Source organism: Amycolatopsis sp. NPDC059657 (assembly GCF_042734395.1).
Taxonomy (GTDB): Bacteria; Actinomycetota; Actinomycetes; order Mycobacteriales; family Pseudonocardiaceae; genus Amycolatopsis.
Genome location: NZ_JBHWEB010000019.1, coordinates 19,170 through 40,160, shown reverse-complemented (window position 1 = coordinate 40,160; position 20,991 = coordinate 19,170). Strand labels below are relative to the sequence as shown.

Sequence of the window (20,991 nt, the reverse complement as noted above, 5' to 3'; positions counted from 1 at the left end):
GTTTTGGTCCGCCCGCTCCCCCCCCCCCCAGAAACCCCACACGACTGCTGGGGGAGGTGCGGTCTCAATCCCGCCTCGGACGAAGCGCGCGCCTGCCCCGCGGTGTGCCTAGTTGATGGTGAACGACTCGCCGTACACCGACCACTTCAGCGGGGTGTGCAGGTCGAAGTTCTTCTCGTTGAGGAACTTCGACTGCTCGGTGTCCACACGGGACGTGTCGGAGTGGGCCTCTTCGAGCTTCATGACGCGCTTGCGCTCGACGAGGAACGCCTTGAGATAGGTCGTCTCGTCGCCGCCCTGTGACGGCGGCTTCGCCTTCTTCAGCGCGGCGGAGCGGATGCCCTTGAAGCTCGTCGATCCGCCGTCGAAGCCGTGCATGACCGCGGCGTCGTAGTAGGCGAATTGTCCGAGATTGCTCAGGCCGTCCGCTTTGCCCTGCGCGACCGACGGGTTGAAGTAGACGCGGTCACGCTCGTGGTTCTGCGCGTTCTTGAAGGCGTCGGTGGCCGCCGCCTTCTTCCAGTCGTTGACGAAGGCACTGCCGAGCCCGGCGTGCGAGTCGGTGCCGTTGACCTTGCGCAGCGCGGGCAGGTACTTCTGCAGCGGGTTGCCGGGCGTGGTCTGCGAGTAGTACTCGACCAGGTCGAGCATGTCGCCGGTGCCGGAACAGAAACCGATGATGCCCGCGGTGTAGCCGCGGCCGTCGCCGATGTCCTCGATGTACTTGTACTGCGCCTTCCAGTCCAGCGAGGAGTTCTCCGCACTGGAGACGAGCTTCATCGCGATTTCCTTCTTCGCGGGCGCCGAAAGGTCGCCGGCGAGCGCGGCGGCGCCGAGTGCCACCGGGGCCTCGGTGGCGGCGAAGGAGGCGGTGGAGACCACTGCGGGCGTCGCGACGGACAAAGCCAGCACGGAGGCGACGCCGATGCCGCGGCGGATTCTGGCGTTCATGTTTAAAGAGTCCCTTTCATCGTCGAATTAGGGCACGAGAAGCGATGCTGTTTACCTATTTCGACAGAGCTGCTCTGGGCAGGGAGAAACCCCGGAGGGTGGTGCGCAGGAATTGCAGCTCTGCTTCTTGCTGCGGCGTATCCGTACGATAACGAAGCGTCAATCAAGCCACAAGAGTGACGTGGAATTCATGTACATGAACGGGTAATCGGTTGCCCAAACCCCTGGCAGCTGTCATTCTCTTGCCTATGACCGGTCTGAGGGGGAGGCGCTGGCGCGCGCGATGAGTGGATCCACGTTCTTTTCGCATGCCCTTTCGCTGGCGGCGCTGTACGGCCCCGGACCTTGGCCGGATGAGGGAAATCCGCTGCCTGACGAGCCGGAACACGACGACGGCCTGCGCTTCGCGCCCGGCGCGCTCGAAGGCATGCTGAGTCATCATCTGGCGCGCAACCGGCTCGACGGCGCGTCGGGGCTGGCCGAGCTGCTGGCCGAAGCGGCGAACGGTGAGCTCGTCCCCGCCATCGTGCCCGGCCTCGAACGGTGCCTCGAAGACGTCAATGTCGCGGAAATGTCCGATGAACTGTCCGGTCTGCTCGAACAACGCGCCATTTCCGATGATCGAGTCCGCGAATTGGCCCGATTGCTCGTCGAGGGCGGAACACTGCGTGAATCGGTCAAGATCGGTTTGCTCCTGCTCGGCTTGAGCGGAGATGATCGTGACCGGGAACTGCTGTTGCTGATGGGCGCGCTCGAAGAACTGACGCTCTTCGCCGTCCTCGCGCTCTGGCGCACCCAGCCGGACCCGCATCGCGCGGTCTTCGATCTCGCGCGCCGCGTCCGCGGCTGGGGCCGGGTACAGGCGGTCGAACGTCTCGCGGACTCCCGAGATCCGGAGATCAAGTCGTGGCTGCTGCGCGACGGTTTCCGCAACGACGTGATGGACGAGTACCTCGCGCTGACCGCCGCGGTCACCGGCGGCCTGCGCGACGCGCTCTCCGCGGCCGTGGTCGACGACGACCTGCTCGACGGCGCTGGCGGCATCCTCACGGCGCTGGTCGCCGAATACGGCCCAGGCGACGGCATCGAGTACTACCTCGACGCGGTGCCGGTGCTCTGGCGCTACGCCGAGCTGGTCGCCGCGCGCGAGCCGTGCCTGCGCACCATCCGCCCGCTGGTCGCGGTCCTGTCCTTTTTGGACAACCCGATCGACGGCCTGCCGTGGCGCTTCGACGTCCCCGCGCTGCGCGACCGCTACGCCGAGCTGCTCGCCCGCCCCGAGATCACGCAGACGGTGCTCGCGCACCTGGCCGACCCCGCGCGCACCGACTTCCTGGACGCGCTGTGGCCGGCGAACGTGCTCGGCCTGCGCCCGCGCGACCAGATCGTCGCGTACCTGGAGCGGTCCCCGGTGAGCTTCTTCGCCTGGAGTCACCTCTGCAAGTACGTCGATCCGTGCGACGCGCACTGGCTCGCCGACCTGGCCGAGCGCCTGCTCCCGCCCGAGCAGCCCCCGGACACGGGCATCCGCCGCCACCTCAACGCCGACCTGGCCTGGCGCTCGGTCCGCGACCGCCTGCGCGAGCTGTCCGTCTCCAGGGACTCCTAAATCCCCGGGCCGGGCGAGCCGGCGAAGAGGCGGATGACGTCCGGCAGCACGTTCACCGGGATGCTCGGGTCGATCGCGCGCTGCACTCCCAGGCCGATGCCCAGGCTGAGCAACGCCGTCGCCGCGTCGTCGGCCGACATCGGCAGCGTGATCGAGAACTGCTCGGCGTACCCGCTGAGCAGCGCCGCGATCGAGTCGCGGATCGCCTTGTCCCTGATCGCCAGCTCGTGCCTGACCTCGGGGTTGTGCCGGGCGTTGGTGGCGAACTCGACCTCGAGCGCCGTCCACGCCTCGTCGCCGATGCTGCGCTCGGCCCAGGACTGGAACGCGGTGATCAGCCCGTTCATGTCGTCGGCGCCGACGAGCGCCTCGGCGATCATCGCGACCTGCTCGTCGTGGATTCGGTCGAGCACCGCGAGGCACAGCTCATCCTTGTTGCGGAAGTTCGAGTAGACCGCGCCCTTCGAATAGCCCGCCTCGTCGGCGACCTTCTCCAGCGAGGTCGCCGAGTAGCCATCACGCAGGAAGAGGTCCATCGCGGTGGCGGTCAGCTGTTCGCGGGTGCGTGCCTGGCTTTCGGCGCGGGTCAGTCGGGCCATGGACGTCACTCTAAGCGTTCGGCGTCCCGGGTACCGGAATAGCCGCGTCAGCTCGGTTACGAGCGCCGGGTCGCCGACCAGGCCGGTCCCGGAGCGAGCCGCCGGTCGGCCAGCGCCGGGAACTCCTTGCGCGCGGTTTGGATCACGCCGAGGTCGATCTCGCAGAACGTGATGCCCTCGGCGGTGCCGGCCTCGGCGAGCACCTCACCCCACGGGTCGACGACGCGGCTGTGCCCGGCCAGCCGCACGCCGTCGTCCTGCTCGCCGACACCGTTGCAGGCGATGAGCACGACCTGTTCCTCGACGGCACGGCAGGTGGTGAACAGCCGCCAGTGCCCGAGCCGCGCGTCCGGCCACGCGGACGTCACGATGATCGACTCCGCGCCCTTGTCGACCAGCGTCCGGTACAGCTCGGGGAAACGCAGGTCGTAACAGGTCGTGGTGCCCATCCGCCCGAGCGAGGTGTCGACCGCGTCGACGGTCTCTCCCGGGGTCAGTAATTCGGCTTCCCTGGACTGGTAACCGAAAACGTGAACCTTGCGGTAGGTGTGCAGCACCGCGCCGTCGGGACCGATGAGCACCGAGGTGTTGTGCAGCCTGCCGTCCGCGCCCCGTTCGAGGAAGCTGCCGAGGTGCAGATGCGCGCCCAGCCGTCTGGCCCATTCCCTGGCGGCGCAGACGGTTTCGCCGTGGATCGGCTCGGCGTCCTCGGAGTAGGCGTCGAACGCGAACGCGCCGGTGGTCCACAATTCGGGCAGCACCACCAGATCCGCGCCCGCCGCGTCGGCGAGCATGCCTGCGACCCTGTCCCGCCGAGCGGACACGGTTTCCGCGCGCGGGCTCGCCACCTGAATCAGTGCTGTCCTCACATCTTTCAAAGGTAGCGGTGAAGCGGCTACCCGAAAGTCTCGAATCGGATGCCCGCGGAAATCAGTCGTTCGAGCAACGCGTCGCCCATCGCGACGGTGGTGGTGACCTGACCGGCGACCGCGGGCAGGTCGTCGTGCGCCAGGCACAGCGCGGATTCGGCGAGCATCTTGGCCGTCTCGTCGTAGCCGGGGTCGCCGCCGGAAACCTCGGTGCTGACCCGCTGACCACCGCCTTCACCGACGAAGCGCACGGAGAACCAGGACTTCGCGCGCAGCGCGGCGTCCGGCCCGTCGCCGGGTTTGCGCAGCCGCCCGAGCACCTTGCGGGCAGGCGGGATCTGCGCCGCGAGGAAGATCGCGGACAGCCCGGCGGCGCCCGCGACGATCGTCGGCAAGCGTTTGATGGCCGCGAAATGCCGATAGGTGAAATCTGGGCCATAGCTTTCGAGCGCGGCAGCCGATCGTCCGACGATCTGCGGATCGATTGTCGGCAAAGGCACCGCCCAGAACGTGGATCCGGGCATCCGGTGCGGTTTTCCCTGTTCGACACGCACCCGGCGCTTCTCGGGCTTCGGTTCGGTGCGCGCCCGTGCCTTGGCGGCCGCGACCATCTGCCGCATGCGCGAGAACGCCGTCAGCGCCGAGTTGAACGTGCCCCCGGACGGCATCCCGCCCGCGCGGACGTAACCGCTGATCGTGATCGGCACACCCTCGGGCAGTTGCTTGACGGTGTAGTAGGCGCCGAGATCATGCGGGATCGAGTCGAACCCGCACGCGTGCACCAGCCGTGCGCCGGTCTCGACGGCGCGGGCGTGATGCTTGACGTACATCAGATCGGCGAACTCGGGTTCCCCGGTCAAGTCCACGTAGTCGGTGCCCGCCTCGGCACACGCCGCGACGAGCGGCTCACCGTATTCGATGTACGGCCCGACGGTCGTGATCACCACCTTCGCCGACTCCGCGACCGCGCGCAGCGAGGCGGGGTCGGTGCTGTCGGCCTTGAGCAGCGGCAGGTCGGCGAACTCGCCGTCGATGCGCGCGAGACGGTCGCGGACGGCTTCGAGCTTCGCCTGGTTGCGTCCGGCCAGCGCCCAGCGCGCCCCGACCGGACTGTGCCGCGCGAGGTACTCGGCGGTCAGCTCGCCGGTGAAGCCGGTGGCACCGAACAGGACGATGTCATAGGTCCGCATGGCCGTGACGCTATCAGCTACCGCCGGTATCCGGATTTACCGGATCGCAATGTCATTCGGCCAAATGGTCAGTGTTGGTACCGAAAAGTCACGGAAATGGTGAAGATGGAAGCGGAGGGTACCGACCTGGAGGGGCCGCTGATGACGACGACCGCGCTGCGGTGGGACGCGCGGGCCCGGGATCTGGCCGACCGGCTCACCAAGGACGGTGTGCTGCACGATCCGGCGTGGCGCACCGCGTTGGAGGCCACGCCACGGCACGTGTTCGTGCCTTCGTTCTACCGCAAGGAACCCGAATGCTGGGTCGCGGTCGCGGGCACCGAAGACTGGCTCGACACCGTGTATTCCGACTCGGTGCTGGTCACGGCCATCGCCCGGATGCCGAACGGCGAGCAGGTGCCGATCTCCTCGGCGTCCGAACCGAGCCTGATGGTGCGCATGCTCGAAACGCTCGACATCCGCGACGGCCACCGCGTCCTCGAAGTAGGCACCGGCACCGGCTACAACACCGCATTGCTCAGCCGCAGGCTCGGCGGCGACCACGTCTACTCGATCGACATCGGCGCCGACCTGGTCGAAGCCGCCAGAGAGCGCCTCGCGACCCTTGGGCACCACCCGACACTGACCGTCGGCCACGGCGCCCAAGGCGTTGTCGGCCAAGCACTTTTCAACCGCATCCTGGTCACCTGCGCGGTACCGGCGATCCCATGGGCGTGGGCCGAGCAGCTGGCCGTCAACGGCCTGGTGCTGGCCGACCTCGAAGCAGGCTCCGGCGCCGGCAGCCTGGTGCTCCTGCGCCGCTATCCCGACCGGCTCGAAGGCCGTTTCCTGCCCGACTGGGCCTCCTTCGTCCCGATGCGCGACGCCGACACCGCCCCCGAACCGCCCCCACGTCCGTCCCGCGTCGACGAAGGCGCCATCTGCTGGACCGACATCGACCCCACCCTCGCCGAAGAGCGCGTCCCGTATTTCCTGGCCCACACCCTCATCCCGCCCGTGCTTTCGATGGGCGAGCGCGACGAGTGGATCACTTTCACCGCCCGCGACGGCTCCTGGTGCGAAGTCCGCCGCGAACCCGAGTCCGACGGCAAGCGCATGGTCTGCCAAGGCGGCCCGCTCCGCATCTGGGACCGCTTCGTCCGCACCCACCGACTCTGGGCCGCACTCGGCCGCCCCGCCTGGGACCGCTTCGGCCTGACGGTCATGGCCGACGGCTTCCACCGCGTCTGGCTCGACGACCCGGACGGCGACTTCCGCTGGACCCTGCCTCCCCACTGACCCGGCCGAAAAAGTCCCAATGCGGCTTTGGTCAGCTCTGAGCTGACGAATGCCACATTGGCGTGCTGAAACCTGACGAATGCCGCATTGGGATTTTTTCCCGCCTGGGGCGGGGCTTCTGGTCTGTTGCTGGGGGCGTGGATTCGAGGCTTGGCTGGGTTTTTTGCCGCTGGAGCGGTGGGTGAGCGGCTCGCTCTGGGTTTGGGTCTGCCTGGATCTGACCCAGCAAACCCAAGTCCAAGGCTGACCGGCAGTCCCGGGCGTGACGTGATCCTTTGGAAGGAGGAAGGGGCATGCCGAGGTTGAAGCGGGCCGCATCCGCGCGGGAGTCGTTGTCCCGGGCGCAGGTTGAGGTCATCAGCCGCAGCGCGCGCGACGCCGAGGTTTCGATGCGCGACTACGAAGTGCTCTACAACCTCACGCGCTTCCCAGGGAACGGGCTCCGCCTGCATGGGCTGAACGACCGCCGAGGAACTCCGCGCGCTGCAACGCCTGTGCGACAAGCTGCGCCGCACAGGCGGACATTCCGGACTGACGCGGATGTTCCCAGCATGAGTTACCCGCGAGTAGAGTCGCGCGAGACCAGTTCGAGGAGGCATCGGTGACCGAGCGGTTCGGCAGCTACCAGAACGAGATCTACCTTCAGGGCTATGGCGGGACGCTGCCGCTGTGCTCGACCGATGCCACCAAGCTCGAGGAGTCGGCGAAGGAGTTGCTCGGCCCCGGCCCGTTCTCCTACGTCGCGGGCGCTGCCGGCTCCGGCTCGACCGCGCGCGCCAATCGCGCGGCCTTCGACAGCTGGCGGCTCGTGCCGCGCATGCTCACCGGTGCGACCGAACGTGACCTGTCCACGACCGTGCTCGGTACGAAGCTGCCTGGCCCGGTGCTCGTCGCGCCCGTTGGTGTCCAGTCGATCGTGCACCCCGAGGCGGAAAAGGCCACCGCTCGCGCGGCCGCGTCGCTCGGCCTGCCGTTCATCCTTTCGACCGCCTCGTCGACGAGCATTGAGGACGCCGCCGAGGCCAATGGTGACGGCCCGCGGTGGTTCCAGCTCTACTGGCCGAGTGACCATGACGTTTGCGCCAGCATCCTCGCCCGTGCGAAGGCCGCCGGCTTCACGACGCTCGTGCTGACACTCGACACCTGGACGCTGGCGTGGCGTCCGTCCGACCTCGACCAGGCGTACCTGCCGTTCCTTCAGGGCGAGGGTTGCGCGGTCGGGTTCAGTGACCCGGTGTTCCGCGGCCTGCTCGAGAAGACGCCGGAGGAGGACATGCCGAGCGCGATCCTGCGCTGGATCGGCATGGTCACCGGCACCGACCACACCTGGGATCAGCTGTCGTTCCTGCGTGAGCACTGGGACGGCCCGATCGTCCTCAAGGGCATCCAGCACGTCGACGACGCGCGCCGCGCCGCCGACGAGGGTGTCGACGGCATCGTCGTGTCGAATCACGGCGGCCGACAGGTCGACGGCGCGATCGCCTCGCTCGACGCGCTGCCGGAGATCGCGGCCGCCGTCGGCGATCAGCTCGATGTGCTGTTCGACTCGGGCATCCGCACCGGCGCCGACGTGCTCAAGGCGATCGCGCTCGGCGCGAAGGCCGTGCTCGTCGGCCGCCCTTGGGTCTACGGTCTCGCGCACGGCGGCGAGGCGGGCGTGCGCCACGTGCTGCGCAGCCTGCTCGCTGACACCGACCTGACGCTGGGCCTTTCCGGGCACCGGAACCTGGCCGAGCTCACGCCCGACGACCTGCGCCGAGTGTGACCGCGCGCTGACCTTCGGTGAATTTCGGCGAATCGGATACGGAAACCTCCACCATGGGCTAATGTCCGTGCTTCCCCGCTGGGGGCCGCACGGGGACGGCCTGGGGGCTTTCCGTCATTTACTTCAGTGAAGGTGAATTCGTCATGCTCAGACTCGGTATCTTCCTCGCCCTCATCGGCTTCGTGTCCGTCGGTTTCCACTTCTCCGACTACCAGCTCCGCTACCTGATGTGGGCCGAGGACTACCAGCCCTTCTTCGGTATCGGCCTCGGCCTGGTCGGCCTGGCGCTGGTCGCCGTCGGGGTGGCCGCCAAGAACAAGAAGAAGGCCGCCGCACCGCAGCAGCCGCTGCCGCAGCAGCCGTAGTGACCAGGCGACAGCAAGAGATCAGCCGTCTCTTGCTGTCGCCTCGGGCATATTCAGAGGCCGACCCGGTCACGCACCGCTATCCTTGGCCCAAGTATGTCCACTCCATCCCCGCTCGGCGCGTTGCGCGCCCGCCTGCCCGAATTGATGTCGCGCGACCAGCACCGGTTGCGGCGGCGGCTCGACGGTGTCCGCAATGCCCGTGACAAGGACAAGGTCACCGCGCAGATCACCGCCGACATCGAGGCGGCCGAGCTCCGTGTCCAGAGCAGGCGCGAGAGCGTCCCGGCGATCAAGTATCCCGAAGAACTGCCGGTCAGCCAGCGCAAGGACGACATCGCGGCGGCCATCAGGGACAACCAGGTCGTGATCGTCGCCGGGGAGACCGGCTCCGGCAAGACCACCCAGCTGCCCAAGATCTGCCTCGAACTCGGCCTCGGCATCCGCGGTCAGATCGGGCACACCCAGCCCCGCCGGCTCGCCGCCCGCACGGTGGCCGAGCGCATCGCGAGCGAGCTGGACACCGAACTCGGCCAGACGGTCGGCTACAAGGTGCGGTTCACCGACGAGTCCGGGCAGAACACGCTGGTCAAGCTGATGACCGACGGAATTCTGCTGGCCGAGATCCAGACCGACCGGATGCTGCGCCAGTACGACACGCTGATCATCGACGAGGCGCACGAGCGCAGCCTCAACATCGACTTCATCCTCGGCTACGTCAAGCAGCTGCTGCCGAGACGCCCCGACCTCAAGGTGATCATCACCTCCGCGACCATCGACCCGGAACGCTTCTCGAAGCATTTCGGCGACGCGCCGATCGTCGAGGTCTCCGGCCGGACTTACCCGGTCGAGGTCCGCTACCGCCCGATCGTCGACCCCGACGATCCCCACGCCGATCCCGACCGCGACCAGACACAGGCGATCTGTGACGCCGTCGACGAGCTGATGGTCGAAGGCGACGGCGACATCCTGGTTTTCCTTTCCGGGGAACGGGAAATCCGCGACACGGCCGACGCGCTGTCCAAACAGGACCTGCGCTTCACCGAGATACTGCCGCTGTACGCGCGGCTCTCGTCGGCCGATCAGCATCGGGTGTTCCAGCGCCACAGTGGACGCCGCGTCGTGCTCGCCACCAACGTCGCCGAGACCTCGCTGACCGTGCCGGGCATCAAGTACGTCATCGACCCCGGCACCGCGCGCATCTCGCGTTACAGCCACCGGACCAAGGTGCAGCGCCTGCCGATCGAAGCCGTCTCGCAGGCCTCGGCGAACCAGCGCAAAGGCCGATGTGGACGGACCTCGGACGGTATTTGCATCCGCCTGTATTCCGAGGACGACTTCGACGCGCGTCCCGAGTTCACCGATCCGGAGATCCTGCGCACCAACCTCGCCTCGGTCATCCTGCAGATGACCTCGCTCGGGCTCGGCGACATCGCCGCGTTCCCGTTCGTCGAGCCGCCGGACCGCCGTCAGGTCACCGACGGCATCCAGCTGCTGCAGGAACTCGGCGCGTTCGACCCGGAGGCGACCGATGACAGCAAGCGCCTCACCGAGATCGGGCGCAAGCTCGCGCTGCTCCCGGTCGACCCGCGCATGGCCAGGATGGTGCTGGAGGCGGCCAAGAACGGCTGTGTGCGCGAGGTCATGATCATCGCGGCCGCACTGTCCATTCAGGACCCTCGTGAGCGCCCGGCGGAAAAACAGCAGGCAGCCGACGAGAAGCACTCCCGATTCGTCGACAAGACCTCGGACTTCCTCGCCTACCTGAACCTGTGGGAGTACCTCAAGGAACAGCAGAAGGCGTTGTCCAGCAACCAGTTCCGCCGGTTGTGCCGCAACGAGTACCTGAACTACCTGCGCGTGCGCGAGTGGCAGGACATCTACAGCCAGCTCCGCCAGCTCGCGAAGCCGCTCGGCATCACGCTGAACTCGGAGAACGCCGACCCGCAGCACGTGCACACCTCGCTCATCGCCGGGCTCCTGTCGCACATCGGTCTCAAGGACCCGGCCAAGGGCGACTATCTCGGCGCGCGCGGCGCGCGCTTCTCGGTGTTCCCCGGTTCGGCGTTGTTCAAGAAGCAGCCACGCTGGGTGATGTCGGCGGAACTCGTTGAGACGTCGAAGCTTTGGGGTCGCGTCAACGCCCGTGTCGAACCGGAGTGGATCGAACCGCTGGCCGGGCACATCGTCAAACGGTCCTATTCGGAGCCGCACTGGGAGCGCAAGCAGGGCGCGGTGATGGCCATCGAGAAGGTCACGCTCTACGGCGTCCCGCTGGTGGCCGACCGCCGTGTCAACTACGGCCGGATCGACCCGGAGCTGTCCCGCGAGCTGTTCATCCGCCACGCGCTCGTCGACGGTGACTGGACCACCCGTCACCACTTCTTCGCCGAAAACCGTGCCCTGCTCGAAGAAGTCGAAGACCTCGAGAACCGCGCGCGCCGCCGCGACATCCTGGTCGACGACGAGACCCTGTTCGAGTTCTACGATCAGCGCGTGCCCGCCGACGTGGTGTCGGCGCGCCATTTCGACAGCTGGTGGAAGAAGGCCCGGCACGAGCAGCCGGACCAGCTCAGCTTCGAAAAGCACATGTTGATCAACTCGTCCGCCGGCGACGTCAGCGAGAACGACTACCCGGACATGTGGCGCCACGGCGGCCAGACGTTCAAGCTGACCTACCAGTTCGAGCCGGGCGCGGACGCCGACGGCGTGACCGTGCACATCCCGCTGGCGGTGCTGAACCAGGTCACCGAGGACGGTTTCGACTGGCAGGTGCCTGGCCTGCGCGAGGAACTCGTCACCTCGCTGATCAAGTCGCTCCCGAAGCAGATCCGCCGCAACTTCGTCCCGGCGCCCGATCACGCGAAGCTCGTGCTTTCCCGCGTCAGCCCGGCCGACGGCCCGCTGCTCGACGTCGTCGCCGACGAACTCGAAGCGCTGCGCGGCGTCACCATCCCGCACGACGCGTGGCAGCCTTCGGCGGTACCGGAGCACCTGAAGATCACCTTCCGCGTGCTCGACAAGAACAAGAAAGTCGCCGAGGGCAAGGACATCGAGGCTCTCAAGCGCGACCTGAGCGGCGAGGTCCGCGCGTCGATCTCGGCCGCGGCCAGCGACGTCGAACGTTCAGGCCTGACCAAGCCCGCCTTCGGCGAACTGCCCCGCGTGTTCGCGGGCAAGCAGCGAGGCCACGACGTCAAGGCGTACCCGGCGCTGGTCGACGAGGGCGAGACGGTCGCCGTGCGCCTGCTCGACACCCCGGCCCAGCAGGCGCACGCCATGTGGGCGGGCACCCGCAAGATGTTGCGGCTCAACGTGCCATCGCCGGTGAAGTACGCGGTGCGCAACCTGAACAACCAGGCCAAACTGGTCCTCAACCGCAACCCGCACGGCAGCGTCGCGGCGTTGCTGGAGGACTGCGTCGACTGCGCGATCGACAAGCTCGTCGCGGACAACGGCGGCCCCGTCTGGGACGAGGCCGGTTTCGCCGCGTTGCAGGAAAAAGTCCGCGCCGGGCTCAACGCCGGAACGTTGACGGTGCTCTTCGAAGCCGAGCGGATCCTGCGTGCCGCCAACGACGTCGAGACCCGTCTCGCCGACACCCGTGGTCCCGCGGAGTCGCTCGCGGACATCCGCGCTCAGCTGAAAGGCTTGGTACACCCGGGTTTCCTCGCCGAAACCGGCCAAGACCGGCTGGCGAACGTCACGCGCTACCTTCGTGGCATCGAGCGTCGCCTGGAGAAACTGCCGGCCGAGCCGACCCGCGACCTCCAGCGCATGGCCGACATCGCGTGGCTGCTCGGCGAGTACAAGAAGGCACTCGACGCCCAGCCGCCCGGCACGTCCTCGCCCGCGCTGCGTGACGTGCGCTGGATGATCGAGGAGCTGCGGGTCAGCTTCTTCGCGCAGACGCTCGGCACCGCGTATCCGGTGTCGCTCAAACGCGTGATCCGCGCACTCGACGACGCGGTCCTTTAGGGAAGCGATCGCCGCCCGATAGGCGCGCCGTTAGCCGGTCTCCCGCGGTGCGTCCACATCGGATCATCGGTTCGCATGGGACCGCACACCATCGTCTGGGACGTCACGTACGCGTGCCCGCTCCGGTGCACGCATTGCTATTCGGAGTCGGGCAGGCGCCCTTCGCGCCAGCCGAGCTTCGATGACCTGCTGCGGCTGACCGACGCGATCATCGCGCTGCGGCCGGACAGCGTGATACTCGTCGGCGGGGAACCGCTGCTGGTCAACGGGATCTTCACGGTCGCCGAACGCCTGAAACAGGCGGGCAGCCATGTCGTTCTCTACACCGGTGGCTGGTCGCTGCGGCCGTCGATGGTCGACGAGCTGGTGCGGGTCTGCGACGAGGTCACGGTCAGCGTCGACGGCGCCACGGCCGAAACGCACGACCGCATCCGCGGCCGCGACGGTTCGTTCGACCGCGCGATCGCCGCGCTGCACCTGCTCGACGCCGCCGATACGGACCCAGGTTTCACGTTCGGCGTCGACAGTGTGGTCCTGCGCAGCAATTTCGACGATCTGGAGCTGGTGGCAGGCACCATCCCGCAGCGCTTCGCCAACCTGGGCGACCTGTCGTTCGGTGCCGCGATCCCCAGCGGGCTGGCCAGCAGGATCGGTTTCGTCGAGCACGAACTGCCGACGGACGACCAGGTCGCCGCGCTGGGCGGAACCGAACTGCAACAGCGGCTGCAGGCACTCGCGCCGCCTTCGGTGCGGGTCAGCTGCCTCGACAATCTTTATCTGCGCATGAGTCCCGATCAGCTCGCCGCCGCGGACTTCCGGGAGATCGTCGTGGAAGCGGATGGCGAAGTGCGTGGCATGCCGATCTACGAGGGCACGGTCGGGAACCTGCTGACCGAGCCCGGCGAAGTGCTGTGGGAGCGCTCGGTCGCCCGCTGGTCGGATCCGCTCGTCGTGGAGGTGCTCTCCGGGGTGCGCACCATGCGGGACTGGGCGGCGGCGACCAGGCGGCTCGACCGTCACTTCGGCGCCGAACGCGAGCGGATTCGCCTCGACCGGCGACCGGAATTCAGTCCCGCGGGCACCGGGAGGAGGTGAATGACCATGGCATGGCCGCTCTCGAAGGGAACGCACGGCTGACCGCACGCGATGCTCCCGCCCCTCGTCTGGTGGGAGCATCGCTGTACCCGTGAGTAACATGCGCGGCATGAACCTTCGCGGAAAGTCAGTGCTGATCACCGGCGCGACCGGCGGTCTCGGCCAGGCCATCGCACGCAGGCTGCGCGCCGAAGGCGCCGAGCTCATCCTCACCGGCCGCCGCGCCGAGGTGCTCAAGGGCTTGGCGGACGAGATCGGCGGCCGGGTGATCGCGGCCGACCTGGCCGACGCCGCCGACGTCGAGCGGCTCGCGAGGGAGACCGGCGACGTCGACATCGTGATCGCCAACGCGGCACTGCCCGGCGGCGGCGTGCTCGAGTCGTACACCACCGACGAGATCGACCGGGCGCTCGACATCAACCTGCGCGCGCCGATCGTGCTCACCCGCGTCTTCGGCGAGCCGATGCTGGCGCGGGGGAGCGGGCACATCGTGTTCATCTCGTCGTTGTCCGGCAAGGTCGCCGCGCCCGCGAGTTCGCTCTACAGCGCGACGAAGTTCGGCCTGCGCGGCTTCGCGCTCGGCCTCCGCGAAGACTGGAACCCGCGTGGCGTCGGCGTGAGCAGCGTGAACCCCGGCTTCATCCGCGACGCCGGCATGTTCGCCGACGGCGGCGCCCAGCTCCCGCCCGGCGTCGGCACCCGCACCCCGGAAGACGTCGCGGCCGCGGTCGTCCGCGCGATCCGCGACAACAAGGCCGAGATCGACGTCGCCCCGCCCGCGCTCAAGGCCTCGACGCTCTTCGCCACGATCGCCCCGCAGACCGCCGCGCGCGTGGCACGCCGTCTCGGCTCCGATCGCATCGCGCACCAGATGGCCGAGGGGCAGCGCCACAACCGCTGACTCGTGCGCTTTGCGGGTGGTTCTCTTGAGGGAAAGGGCGAATGTGGCGCGCTCCGGACAGGCCGGCGGGTCATCGCTTCGTGAGGCTCGGACGGGTCGCGAGTTCAGGGGTCGTGAGTGTTTAGACCGGTTAGAACCGGCCGTACCACTCACGACCTCACGACGACCACTGGACCTTCACTCGGCCCTCGCTGCGGTTGGCGGGCTACTTCGCGTCGGCGTAGCTGTCCACTGTGGTTATGTGGAGCGGAAAATGGACGGGGCATGACGGGCCGAACATCAGCCTGGCCGCCTCGGCGACGCTTTCTTCGATCTTGCGGGTGACTTCTCCCGCCAATTCTTCGGGTGCGTGTACCAGCACTTCGTCGTGTTGGAAGAAGACCAGATGGGCGGGCGATGGAAGATGCTGGCGCAGTATCGCCAGCATCACCGCCGTCATGTCCGCCGCGCTCGCCTGCACGACGAAGTTCCGGGTGAAGCGGCCCCAGCCGCGGGAAGCGCGGCGTGCTTTCGTTTCCGTCGCCGAGTCCTCTGTGGCGCCGCCGGTGAGGGCGCGCCAGGCGTCCGAAGGCGCAGGGGAGGTGCGGCCGAGGCGCGAGCGGACCCGCTCGCCGCGTTCGCCAGCCTGCGCCGCGTGCTCCACATAGGACACCGCCTCGGGAAAACGCTGACGCAGCAGGACGAGCAGCGGCCCCGCTTCACCGGACGTGCCGCCGTACATCGCCGAGAGCATCGCGATCTTCGCGCGCGATCTGTCGTCGCGGTCGTCATTCGCCGGCGGCACGTAGCGGGCGCCGGAGAACATGGCCTTGGCGAGCGAGTCGTAGAGGTCGGTCGAGCCGGAGACCTCGGCCAGCTTCCGGTCGCCCGACAGCGCGGTGAGCACCCGGGGTTCCAGCTGGGCGGCGTCGGCGACGACGAGTTTCCAACCCGGGTCGGCACGGACACAGCCACGCAGCGTCTTCGGGATTTGAAGCGCGCCGCCGCCACGGCTCGCCCATCGGCCGGACACCACGCCGCCGACCACGTACACCGGGCGGAAGCGGCCATCGGTCACCCACTCGTCCAGCCAGCCCCAGCCGTGCGCGGCGTAGAGCCGCGCGAGCTCCTTGTACTCCAGCAGCGGGGCGACGGCCGGGTGATCGATGCCGCGCAGCTGGTGCGCCCGCGTCGTCCTGACCTCGATGCCCGCGCGCCCGAGCGCGCGCACCACGCTGGGCGGGGAGTCCGGGTTGACCGGACGGCCCCCGAACGCCTCGCTGATCTTCGCGGTCAGCTCGACGAGCCGTTTCGGCCGCTGCCCGGCGGGCAGCCGGGGACCGAACGTCTCGGTGAGCAGCGCGGCATGCACATCCGCACGCCACGGCAGCCCGTCAGCCGACATCTCGGCGGCCGCCAGCGCGCTCGCCGACTCGGCCGCGAACAGCAGCCGCAGCCGATCCGGGTGCGGCGTCCTGGCCGTCCGCCGCTCCTGCTCATCGAGCACCAGCGCCGCGGCCTCGACCACCCGGACACCCTCGGGCAGCGACGGCCCGCGCGTCTCGAACAGCGTCGGCTGCTTGTCCTCGCCGTGCGCCGGGCCTTCGCTCGGCGGCTCCTCACCACGCAGCCGCGCGAGCGCCGCGATCAGGCTGCGCGACTCCGACTCCCGGCCCTCGTACATCAGCAGCAGGCCCTCGGCCAGCGCGAGGTCGTGGCAGCGCCGCACCCGCACCCCGGCCCGCAACAGCACCGGATACGTGTGTTCCACCGACGGGAACACCCAGCGCGGCGCCCTCTCCCGCTCGATCTCCGCCGCGACCCGCACGAACTCCTGCTCCGAAAGGTCCCGTCTGTCCAGTCCGGACCCGGTCAACGCATACCGGCCATCCTCCTCCGCTCCCGCGATCACCCGCACCTGAGCATTGTGCGCCTGCCCACCGACAGTTTCCGATCCCATGATCACGACCTGACATTGAGCGAACGGCCTAATGCGTTCGTTCAGGCCGTCGGTTACTGTCGGAAGGAACCCCATACCGACGGTACGTCGAAACCGCCGGTATGGGCGCGCGTTCGGTCCGCAGCAACGGAGGTGCCCGGATGAAGTACCCGCCCAGCGTGTCCGAAATCGCCGGCAAGGTGACGGAGACGCTCCGCAGCATCGAGGTGATGTGGCAGGCAGGGCTGGTCCCGTTTCCCCGGGTGGACGAGGGGCTGCGCTCCGTCGTCGCGGTCCGCAAGTACGGCCCGTTCGCCGGCGCGACCCAGATCGCCGCGCGGCGTGACCCGCGCGCCGTCGGCATCGTCGACGAGCTCGGCCCGCTGACCTTCAAGCAGCTCGACCAGCGGTCGAACGCGCTCGCCAGGGCCTGGTCGCAGCGCGGCATCAAGCCGGGCGCGGTCATCGCCGCGCTCTGCCGTGACCACCGTGGACTGGTCGTCACCATGCTCGCCGCCGGCAAGCTCGGCACCCGCCTGCTGCTGATGAACACCGGTTTCGCCAAGCCTCAGCTCGCCGATGTCGCGACCCGCGAAGGCGTTCAGGCGCTCGTCTACGACCAGGAGTTCACCGGCCTGCTCGACGCGGTGTCCCCTGACGTCGAGCGCTACCTCGCGTGGGTCGAGGGCGATCGTCCTGACGAGAGCATCCCGGTACTCGAGGAGCTCATCGCCAGCACTGACGACCGCGCCTGGCCCGCGCCCGCGAAGCCCGGCGGTTTCGTGCTGCTGACCAGCGGCACCACCGGCACGCCGAAGGGCGCCCCGCGCGCGGAGACCTCGGTGCTGCACTCGGCCCAGTTCCTCGACCGCATCCCGCTGCGCGCCGGCGAGGCGATGTTCATGGGCGCGCCGCTGTTCCACGGCACGGGCCTTTCCCAGTTCATCCTGGCGTTCGCGCTGGGCTCGACCGTCGTGATGCGACGCAAGTTCAATCCGGAAGAGACACTGCGTGGCATCGCCGAGCATCGGTGCACCTCGCTGGTTCTGGTGCCGACCATGCTGCAGCGGATCGTCGACCTGCCCGCCGACGTGCTCGCGCGCTACGACACCTCGTCGCTGCGGATCGTCTTCGTCGCGGGATCGGCGCTCTCGCCCGATCTCGGCAACCGCACGACTGCCGCGTTCGGCGACGTCATCCACAATCTCTACGGCTCGACCGAGGTCGCGGTGGTCACCGTCGCGACCCCCGAAGACTGGCGCAAGGCACCGGGAACGGTCGGCCGCGCGCCGGTCGGCTGCAAGGTCGCGCTGTTCGACAAGGACAACAAGCCGGTGACCACGCCGCACACGGTCGGCCGGGTGTTCGCGGGCAGCGGCCTGTCGTTCGGCGGCTACACCGACGGCCGCACCAAGGAGATCGTCGACGGCCTCATGTCGACCGGCGATGTCGGCCACTTCGACGAGGACGGCCTCCTCTTCATCGATGGCCGCGACGACGAGATGATCATCTCCGGTGGTGAGAACGTCTATCCGATCGAGGTCGAGCACCTGCTCGTCGAGCGCGAGGACGTGCTGGAAGCCGCCGTCATCGGCGTCCCGGACGCGGATTTCGGCCAGCGGCTGAAGGCCTTCGTCGTGCGCACCGAGGACTCCACTTTGGACGTCGACGGCGTGCGCGAGTACGTCAAGTCCAACCTGGCCCGCTACAAGGTGCCGCGCGAGGTCGAGTTCCTGGAGGAACTGCCGCGCAACGCCACCGGCAAGGTGCTGCGCAACAAGCTCTCGTGAAGGGGTCGTGACCTTGTTCCGCGAAGGCCGGTTGAACGCACGAACGCCACGTTCGCAACGCTGAGCGACACATAAGCCCCGTTCGTTCCGTGCGAAACCCCGCGAAACTCGGGCAAATACGACGGCGTGGGGCAAAATGCGGCGATTTGCGTCCTTTGTGAGACATTCGCACGTCTCGCGAGGGGCGGCGTTTTCGCGGGTCGGACGGGCTGCGAGTGGTAACTCTGCTGCGTCCAACGGAGCAGAGTTACCACTCGCCCACGATCTGGCCACGTGAGATCAGGGGTCGTGAGTGTTCGGGCCGGTTAGAACCGGCCGTACCACTCACGACCACTTAGTCCCACTCGATGCCGAAGACGCCGGGGCCGAAGTCGAGTGCGACGGCGTGCACGCCGCCCGCGGTGTCCAGCTGGAGTTCGCGGCGGTCTTCGGTGAGCCCGGTGCGGGAGTACTGCCAGCATTTGCGCGGGGTGTTGGCCTCGTCGAAGCGGATCTCCAGCAGGTATTCGCGCACCGGCCTGCGGAATTCGCGGTAGTGGGTGTTGCGGCATTCCGGGTACGGCGGTCCGACGTTGGCGAGTGAGTATTCGATGAGATGCGTCTCGCCGCGATTGATCGCGCGCTCGAACAGGAGCTCGGCTACCAGCAGCCCGTGCTCGGACGCCGCCGTGCGGCCTACGCTGCAGTTGCGCAGTGCCTCCAGCGACGGTGGCTGGGCCTCGGGGTCGCCCTGCGCGTAGACGAGCAGCCAGCGGTCCTGGCCGTCCGTGTCGGCCTGGAAGACCGCGCGGGCGGTGACGGCGCGCTGGCCGCCGTCGGGCGCGATATCGCACTGGTCGTGCAGGCCGACCAGTTTCAGCTGGTGACGGAGGTCGAGCGCGTCCGGCGCGCCGACCTGTTCCAACAGCGCCTGGAGTTCGTCGCGGGGGAAGGTCAGCGGCTGAGCTGCGGTGCGCAGGTTTCTGCGGGAGGATGCTCCACGAGGGCGCGGTGGTGGCAGCAGGCCGATCAGCGCGCCCGACGGGATCGACAACAGCTCTTCGAGCACGCGGACGGCGGACAGTGAGCTCGCTCGTTCGGGTTGCCGCTTCCCTGACTGCCAGTAACTGAGCGCGGTCACGCTGACAGAGACGCCACGTGCCTGCAACCGGGCCTGGATCCGGTCGAGACTGAGTCCACTCGCCTCGATCGCGGACCGCAGAGCGGCGGCGAACGTGGTGATCCCGGAGCTCATGCGCTGAACGACCGCCCCCCGCTTCGATAACAACTCGAAGAATATTATCAGTATGAAGTAACGATCCGTTTACGCTCATCACCTGGACTTGTTACCCCAAAGAGTGGTTACTACCTACTCCTAATGGCCTAGTACTGGTAACTGTGAATCATTGCCCAACTGCGAAAGACACGATTGGCTGACTGCCAGCAACGTCATGACATTCCGGCAGAAGGGGACCCAATGGGCAACTCTCACAGGTACCGGCGAGCGGCGATCGGGATCACGGTCGCGGCCGTGGCGGTGGCCACCGCCGCACCGGCACTGGCAGCCCAGCCCGAGGGCCAGATCCGCGCGGCGGGCGGCGCCGACGCGGTGAGTGACAGCTACATCGTCGTTCTCAAGAACGCCGGTTTCGTCGCGCAGGCCCAGAACCTCGCTTCGAAGTTCGGCGTGAACGTCGGCCGGACCTACGGCGCGGCGCTCACCGGCTTCTCGATCCACGGCAGCGAGGCCGAGGCGAAGCGGCTCGCCGCCGACCCGGCCGTCGACTACGTGGTGCAGAACCGCCGCTTCCACATCTCGGACACCCAGCAGAACCCGCCCTCGTGGGGTCTCGACCGGGTCGACCAGCACGACCTGCCGCTCGACAGCAAGTACACCTATGCGACGAAGGCCGACAACGTCACCGCCTACGTCATCGACACCGGCGTCAAGGCGACCCACAAGACGTTCGCGGGCCGCGTCTCCGGTGGCAAGGACTTCATCGACAACGACGACGACCCGACCGACGAGCAGGGCCACGGCACGCATGTCGCGGGCACCATCGGCGGCACGGAGTACGGCCTGGCCAAGGGTGTCAAGATCGTCCCCGTCCGGGTGCTCGACGCCAACGGCAGCGGTACCACCGAGCAGGTCGTCGCGGGCATCGACTGGGTCGCGGCCAACGCCAAGGGCCCGTCGGTCGCCAACATGAGCCTCGGCGGCGGCGCGGACGACGCGCTCGACTCGGCGGTGAAGGGAGCCATCGCCAAGGGTGTCACCTTCGGCATCGCGGCGGGCAACGAGTCGCAGGACGCCAGCAAGGTCTCGCCGGCCAGGGTCAAGGAGGCCATCACGGTCGCCGCCTCGGACAAGACCGACAAGCAGGCCAGCTTCTCCAACTTCGGCGCCAGCGTGGACATCTACGCGCCGGGCGTCGGGATCACGTCCAGCTGGGGGATCGGCGGCGACACCGCCACCAACACCATCAGCGGCACCTCGATGGCCACGCCGCACGTGGTCGGCGCCGCGGCGCTGTACCTCTCGGCGCACCCGGACGCCACGCCCGCGCAGGTCGCGGACGCGCTGACCGGCAGCGCCACCTCGGGCAAGATCACCAACCCAAGCTCGGGCACCCCGAACAAGCTGCTCTACATCGGCGGCTAGGGGCTCGCATTACCCCCAATGTGGCTTTCGTCAGCTCAGAGC

At 68.2% G+C, this 20,991-nt stretch carries 15 protein-coding genes; 9 read left to right on the top strand and 6 right to left on the bottom strand.

The annotated features are described in order from the left end of the window. Positions 1 to 108: 108 nt before the first annotated feature. Positions 109 to 951 (bottom strand): chitosanase, encoded by an 843-nt coding sequence (locus ACFV15_RS13095; RefSeq protein ID WP_378350432.1) that lies wholly within the window; start codon positions 949 to 951, stop codon positions 109 to 111. 283 nt (positions 952 to 1,234) lie between these two features. On the opposite strand from ACFV15_RS13095, the gene ACFV15_RS13090 reads away from it, so the two are divergent. After that, positions 1,235 to 2,560, top strand: a complete 1,326-nt coding sequence (locus tag ACFV15_RS13090; protein ID WP_378350431.1) for a hypothetical protein — start codon at positions 1,235 to 1,237, stop codon at positions 2,558 to 2,560. On the opposite strand, the gene ACFV15_RS13085 is transcribed toward ACFV15_RS13090, so the two are convergent. Genes ACFV15_RS13085 through ACFV15_RS13075 form a run of 3 tightly spaced genes read right to left on the bottom strand, consistent with a single transcriptional unit; the run spans position 2,557 to position 5,218 of the window. Further along, complete coding sequence (locus ACFV15_RS13085; RefSeq protein WP_378350430.1) at positions 2,557 to 3,159, bottom strand: TetR/AcrR family transcriptional regulator; 603 nt, start codon at positions 3,157 to 3,159, stop codon at positions 2,557 to 2,559. The two genes, ACFV15_RS13090 and ACFV15_RS13085, sit on opposite strands and share 4 nt — an antisense overlap. A 56-nt stretch (positions 3,160 to 3,215) precedes the next feature. Beyond that, entirely contained in the window at positions 3,216 to 4,028 is an 813-nt protein-coding gene (locus tag ACFV15_RS13080) for a carbon-nitrogen family hydrolase (RefSeq protein WP_378350429.1), read from the bottom strand. 26 nt (positions 4,029 to 4,054) lie between these two features. Then, on the bottom strand, positions 4,055 to 5,218 hold the full coding sequence (locus tag ACFV15_RS13075; protein ID WP_378350428.1) for a saccharopine dehydrogenase family protein: 1,164 nt from the start codon (positions 5,216 to 5,218) through the stop codon (positions 4,055 to 4,057). Positions 5,219 to 5,314: 96 nt separating this feature from the next. Here ACFV15_RS13075 and ACFV15_RS13070 point away from each other — a divergent pair, with 96 nt between their 5' ends. The 6 genes from ACFV15_RS13070 (at position 5,315) to ACFV15_RS13045 (ending at position 14,600) form a co-directional block, all read left to right on the top strand. Continuing rightward, positions 5,315 to 6,496 carry a methyltransferase domain-containing protein gene (locus ACFV15_RS13070; RefSeq protein WP_378350427.1) on the top strand — a complete coding sequence of 394 codons (1,182 nt, stop codon included), beginning with the start codon at positions 5,315 to 5,317 and terminating at the stop codon, positions 6,494 to 6,496. 601 nt (positions 6,497 to 7,097) lie between these two features. Continuing rightward, positions 7,098 to 8,261 (top strand): lactate 2-monooxygenase, encoded by a 1,164-nt coding sequence (locus tag ACFV15_RS13065; protein ID WP_378350426.1) that lies wholly within the window; start codon positions 7,098 to 7,100, stop codon positions 8,259 to 8,261. Between the two features lie 143 nt (positions 8,262 to 8,404). Further along, positions 8,405 to 8,626: a hypothetical protein gene (locus tag ACFV15_RS13060; protein WP_378350425.1), complete on the top strand. Its 222-nt coding sequence runs from the start codon at positions 8,405 to 8,407 to the stop codon at positions 8,624 to 8,626. A 96-nt stretch (positions 8,627 to 8,722) separates the two neighbouring features. Further along, positions 8,723 to 12,604, top strand: a complete 3,882-nt coding sequence (hrpA, locus tag ACFV15_RS13055) for an ATP-dependent RNA helicase HrpA (RefSeq protein ID WP_378350424.1) — start codon at positions 8,723 to 8,725, stop codon at positions 12,602 to 12,604. Between the two features lie 75 nt (positions 12,605 to 12,679). Further along, a complete protein-coding gene (locus tag ACFV15_RS13050; protein ID WP_378350423.1) occupies positions 12,680 to 13,699 on the top strand; it encodes a radical SAM protein in 1,020 nt (339 codons plus the stop codon). 109 nt (positions 13,700 to 13,808) lie between these two features. After that, positions 13,809 to 14,600 carry an SDR family NAD(P)-dependent oxidoreductase gene (locus ACFV15_RS13045; protein ID WP_378350422.1) on the top strand — a complete coding sequence of 264 codons (792 nt, stop codon included), beginning with the start codon at positions 13,809 to 13,811 and terminating at the stop codon, positions 14,598 to 14,600. A gap of 205 nt (positions 14,601 to 14,805) precedes the next feature. Here the strand turns inward: ACFV15_RS13045 and ACFV15_RS13040 are convergent, their stop codons facing one another. Beyond that, positions 14,806 to 16,539: a bifunctional 3'-5' exonuclease/DNA polymerase gene (locus ACFV15_RS13040; RefSeq protein ID WP_378350421.1), complete on the bottom strand. Its 1,734-nt coding sequence runs from the start codon at positions 16,537 to 16,539 to the stop codon at positions 14,806 to 14,808. Positions 16,540 to 16,679: 140 nt separating this feature from the next. On the opposite strand from ACFV15_RS13040, the gene ACFV15_RS13035 reads away from it, so the two are divergent. Further along, positions 16,680 to 18,308, top strand: a complete 1,629-nt coding sequence (locus ACFV15_RS13035) for an acyl-CoA synthetase (protein WP_378350420.1) — start codon at positions 16,680 to 16,682, stop codon at positions 18,306 to 18,308. A gap of 334 nt (positions 18,309 to 18,642) precedes the next feature. Here the strand turns inward: ACFV15_RS13035 and ACFV15_RS13030 are convergent, their stop codons facing one another. Further along, the gene (locus ACFV15_RS13030; protein WP_378350419.1) at positions 18,643 to 19,542 is read right to left on the bottom strand and encodes a hypothetical protein; all 900 of its coding nucleotides are present in this window, start codon (positions 19,540 to 19,542) and stop codon (positions 18,643 to 18,645) included. A gap of 222 nt (positions 19,543 to 19,764) precedes the next feature. Between ACFV15_RS13030 and ACFV15_RS13025 the strand changes: the two genes are divergently transcribed. After that, positions 19,765 to 20,949 carry a S8 family peptidase gene (locus tag ACFV15_RS13025; RefSeq protein WP_378350418.1) on the top strand — a complete coding sequence of 395 codons (1,185 nt, stop codon included), beginning with the start codon at positions 19,765 to 19,767 and terminating at the stop codon, positions 20,947 to 20,949. Positions 20,950 to 20,991: the final 42 nt, after the last annotated feature.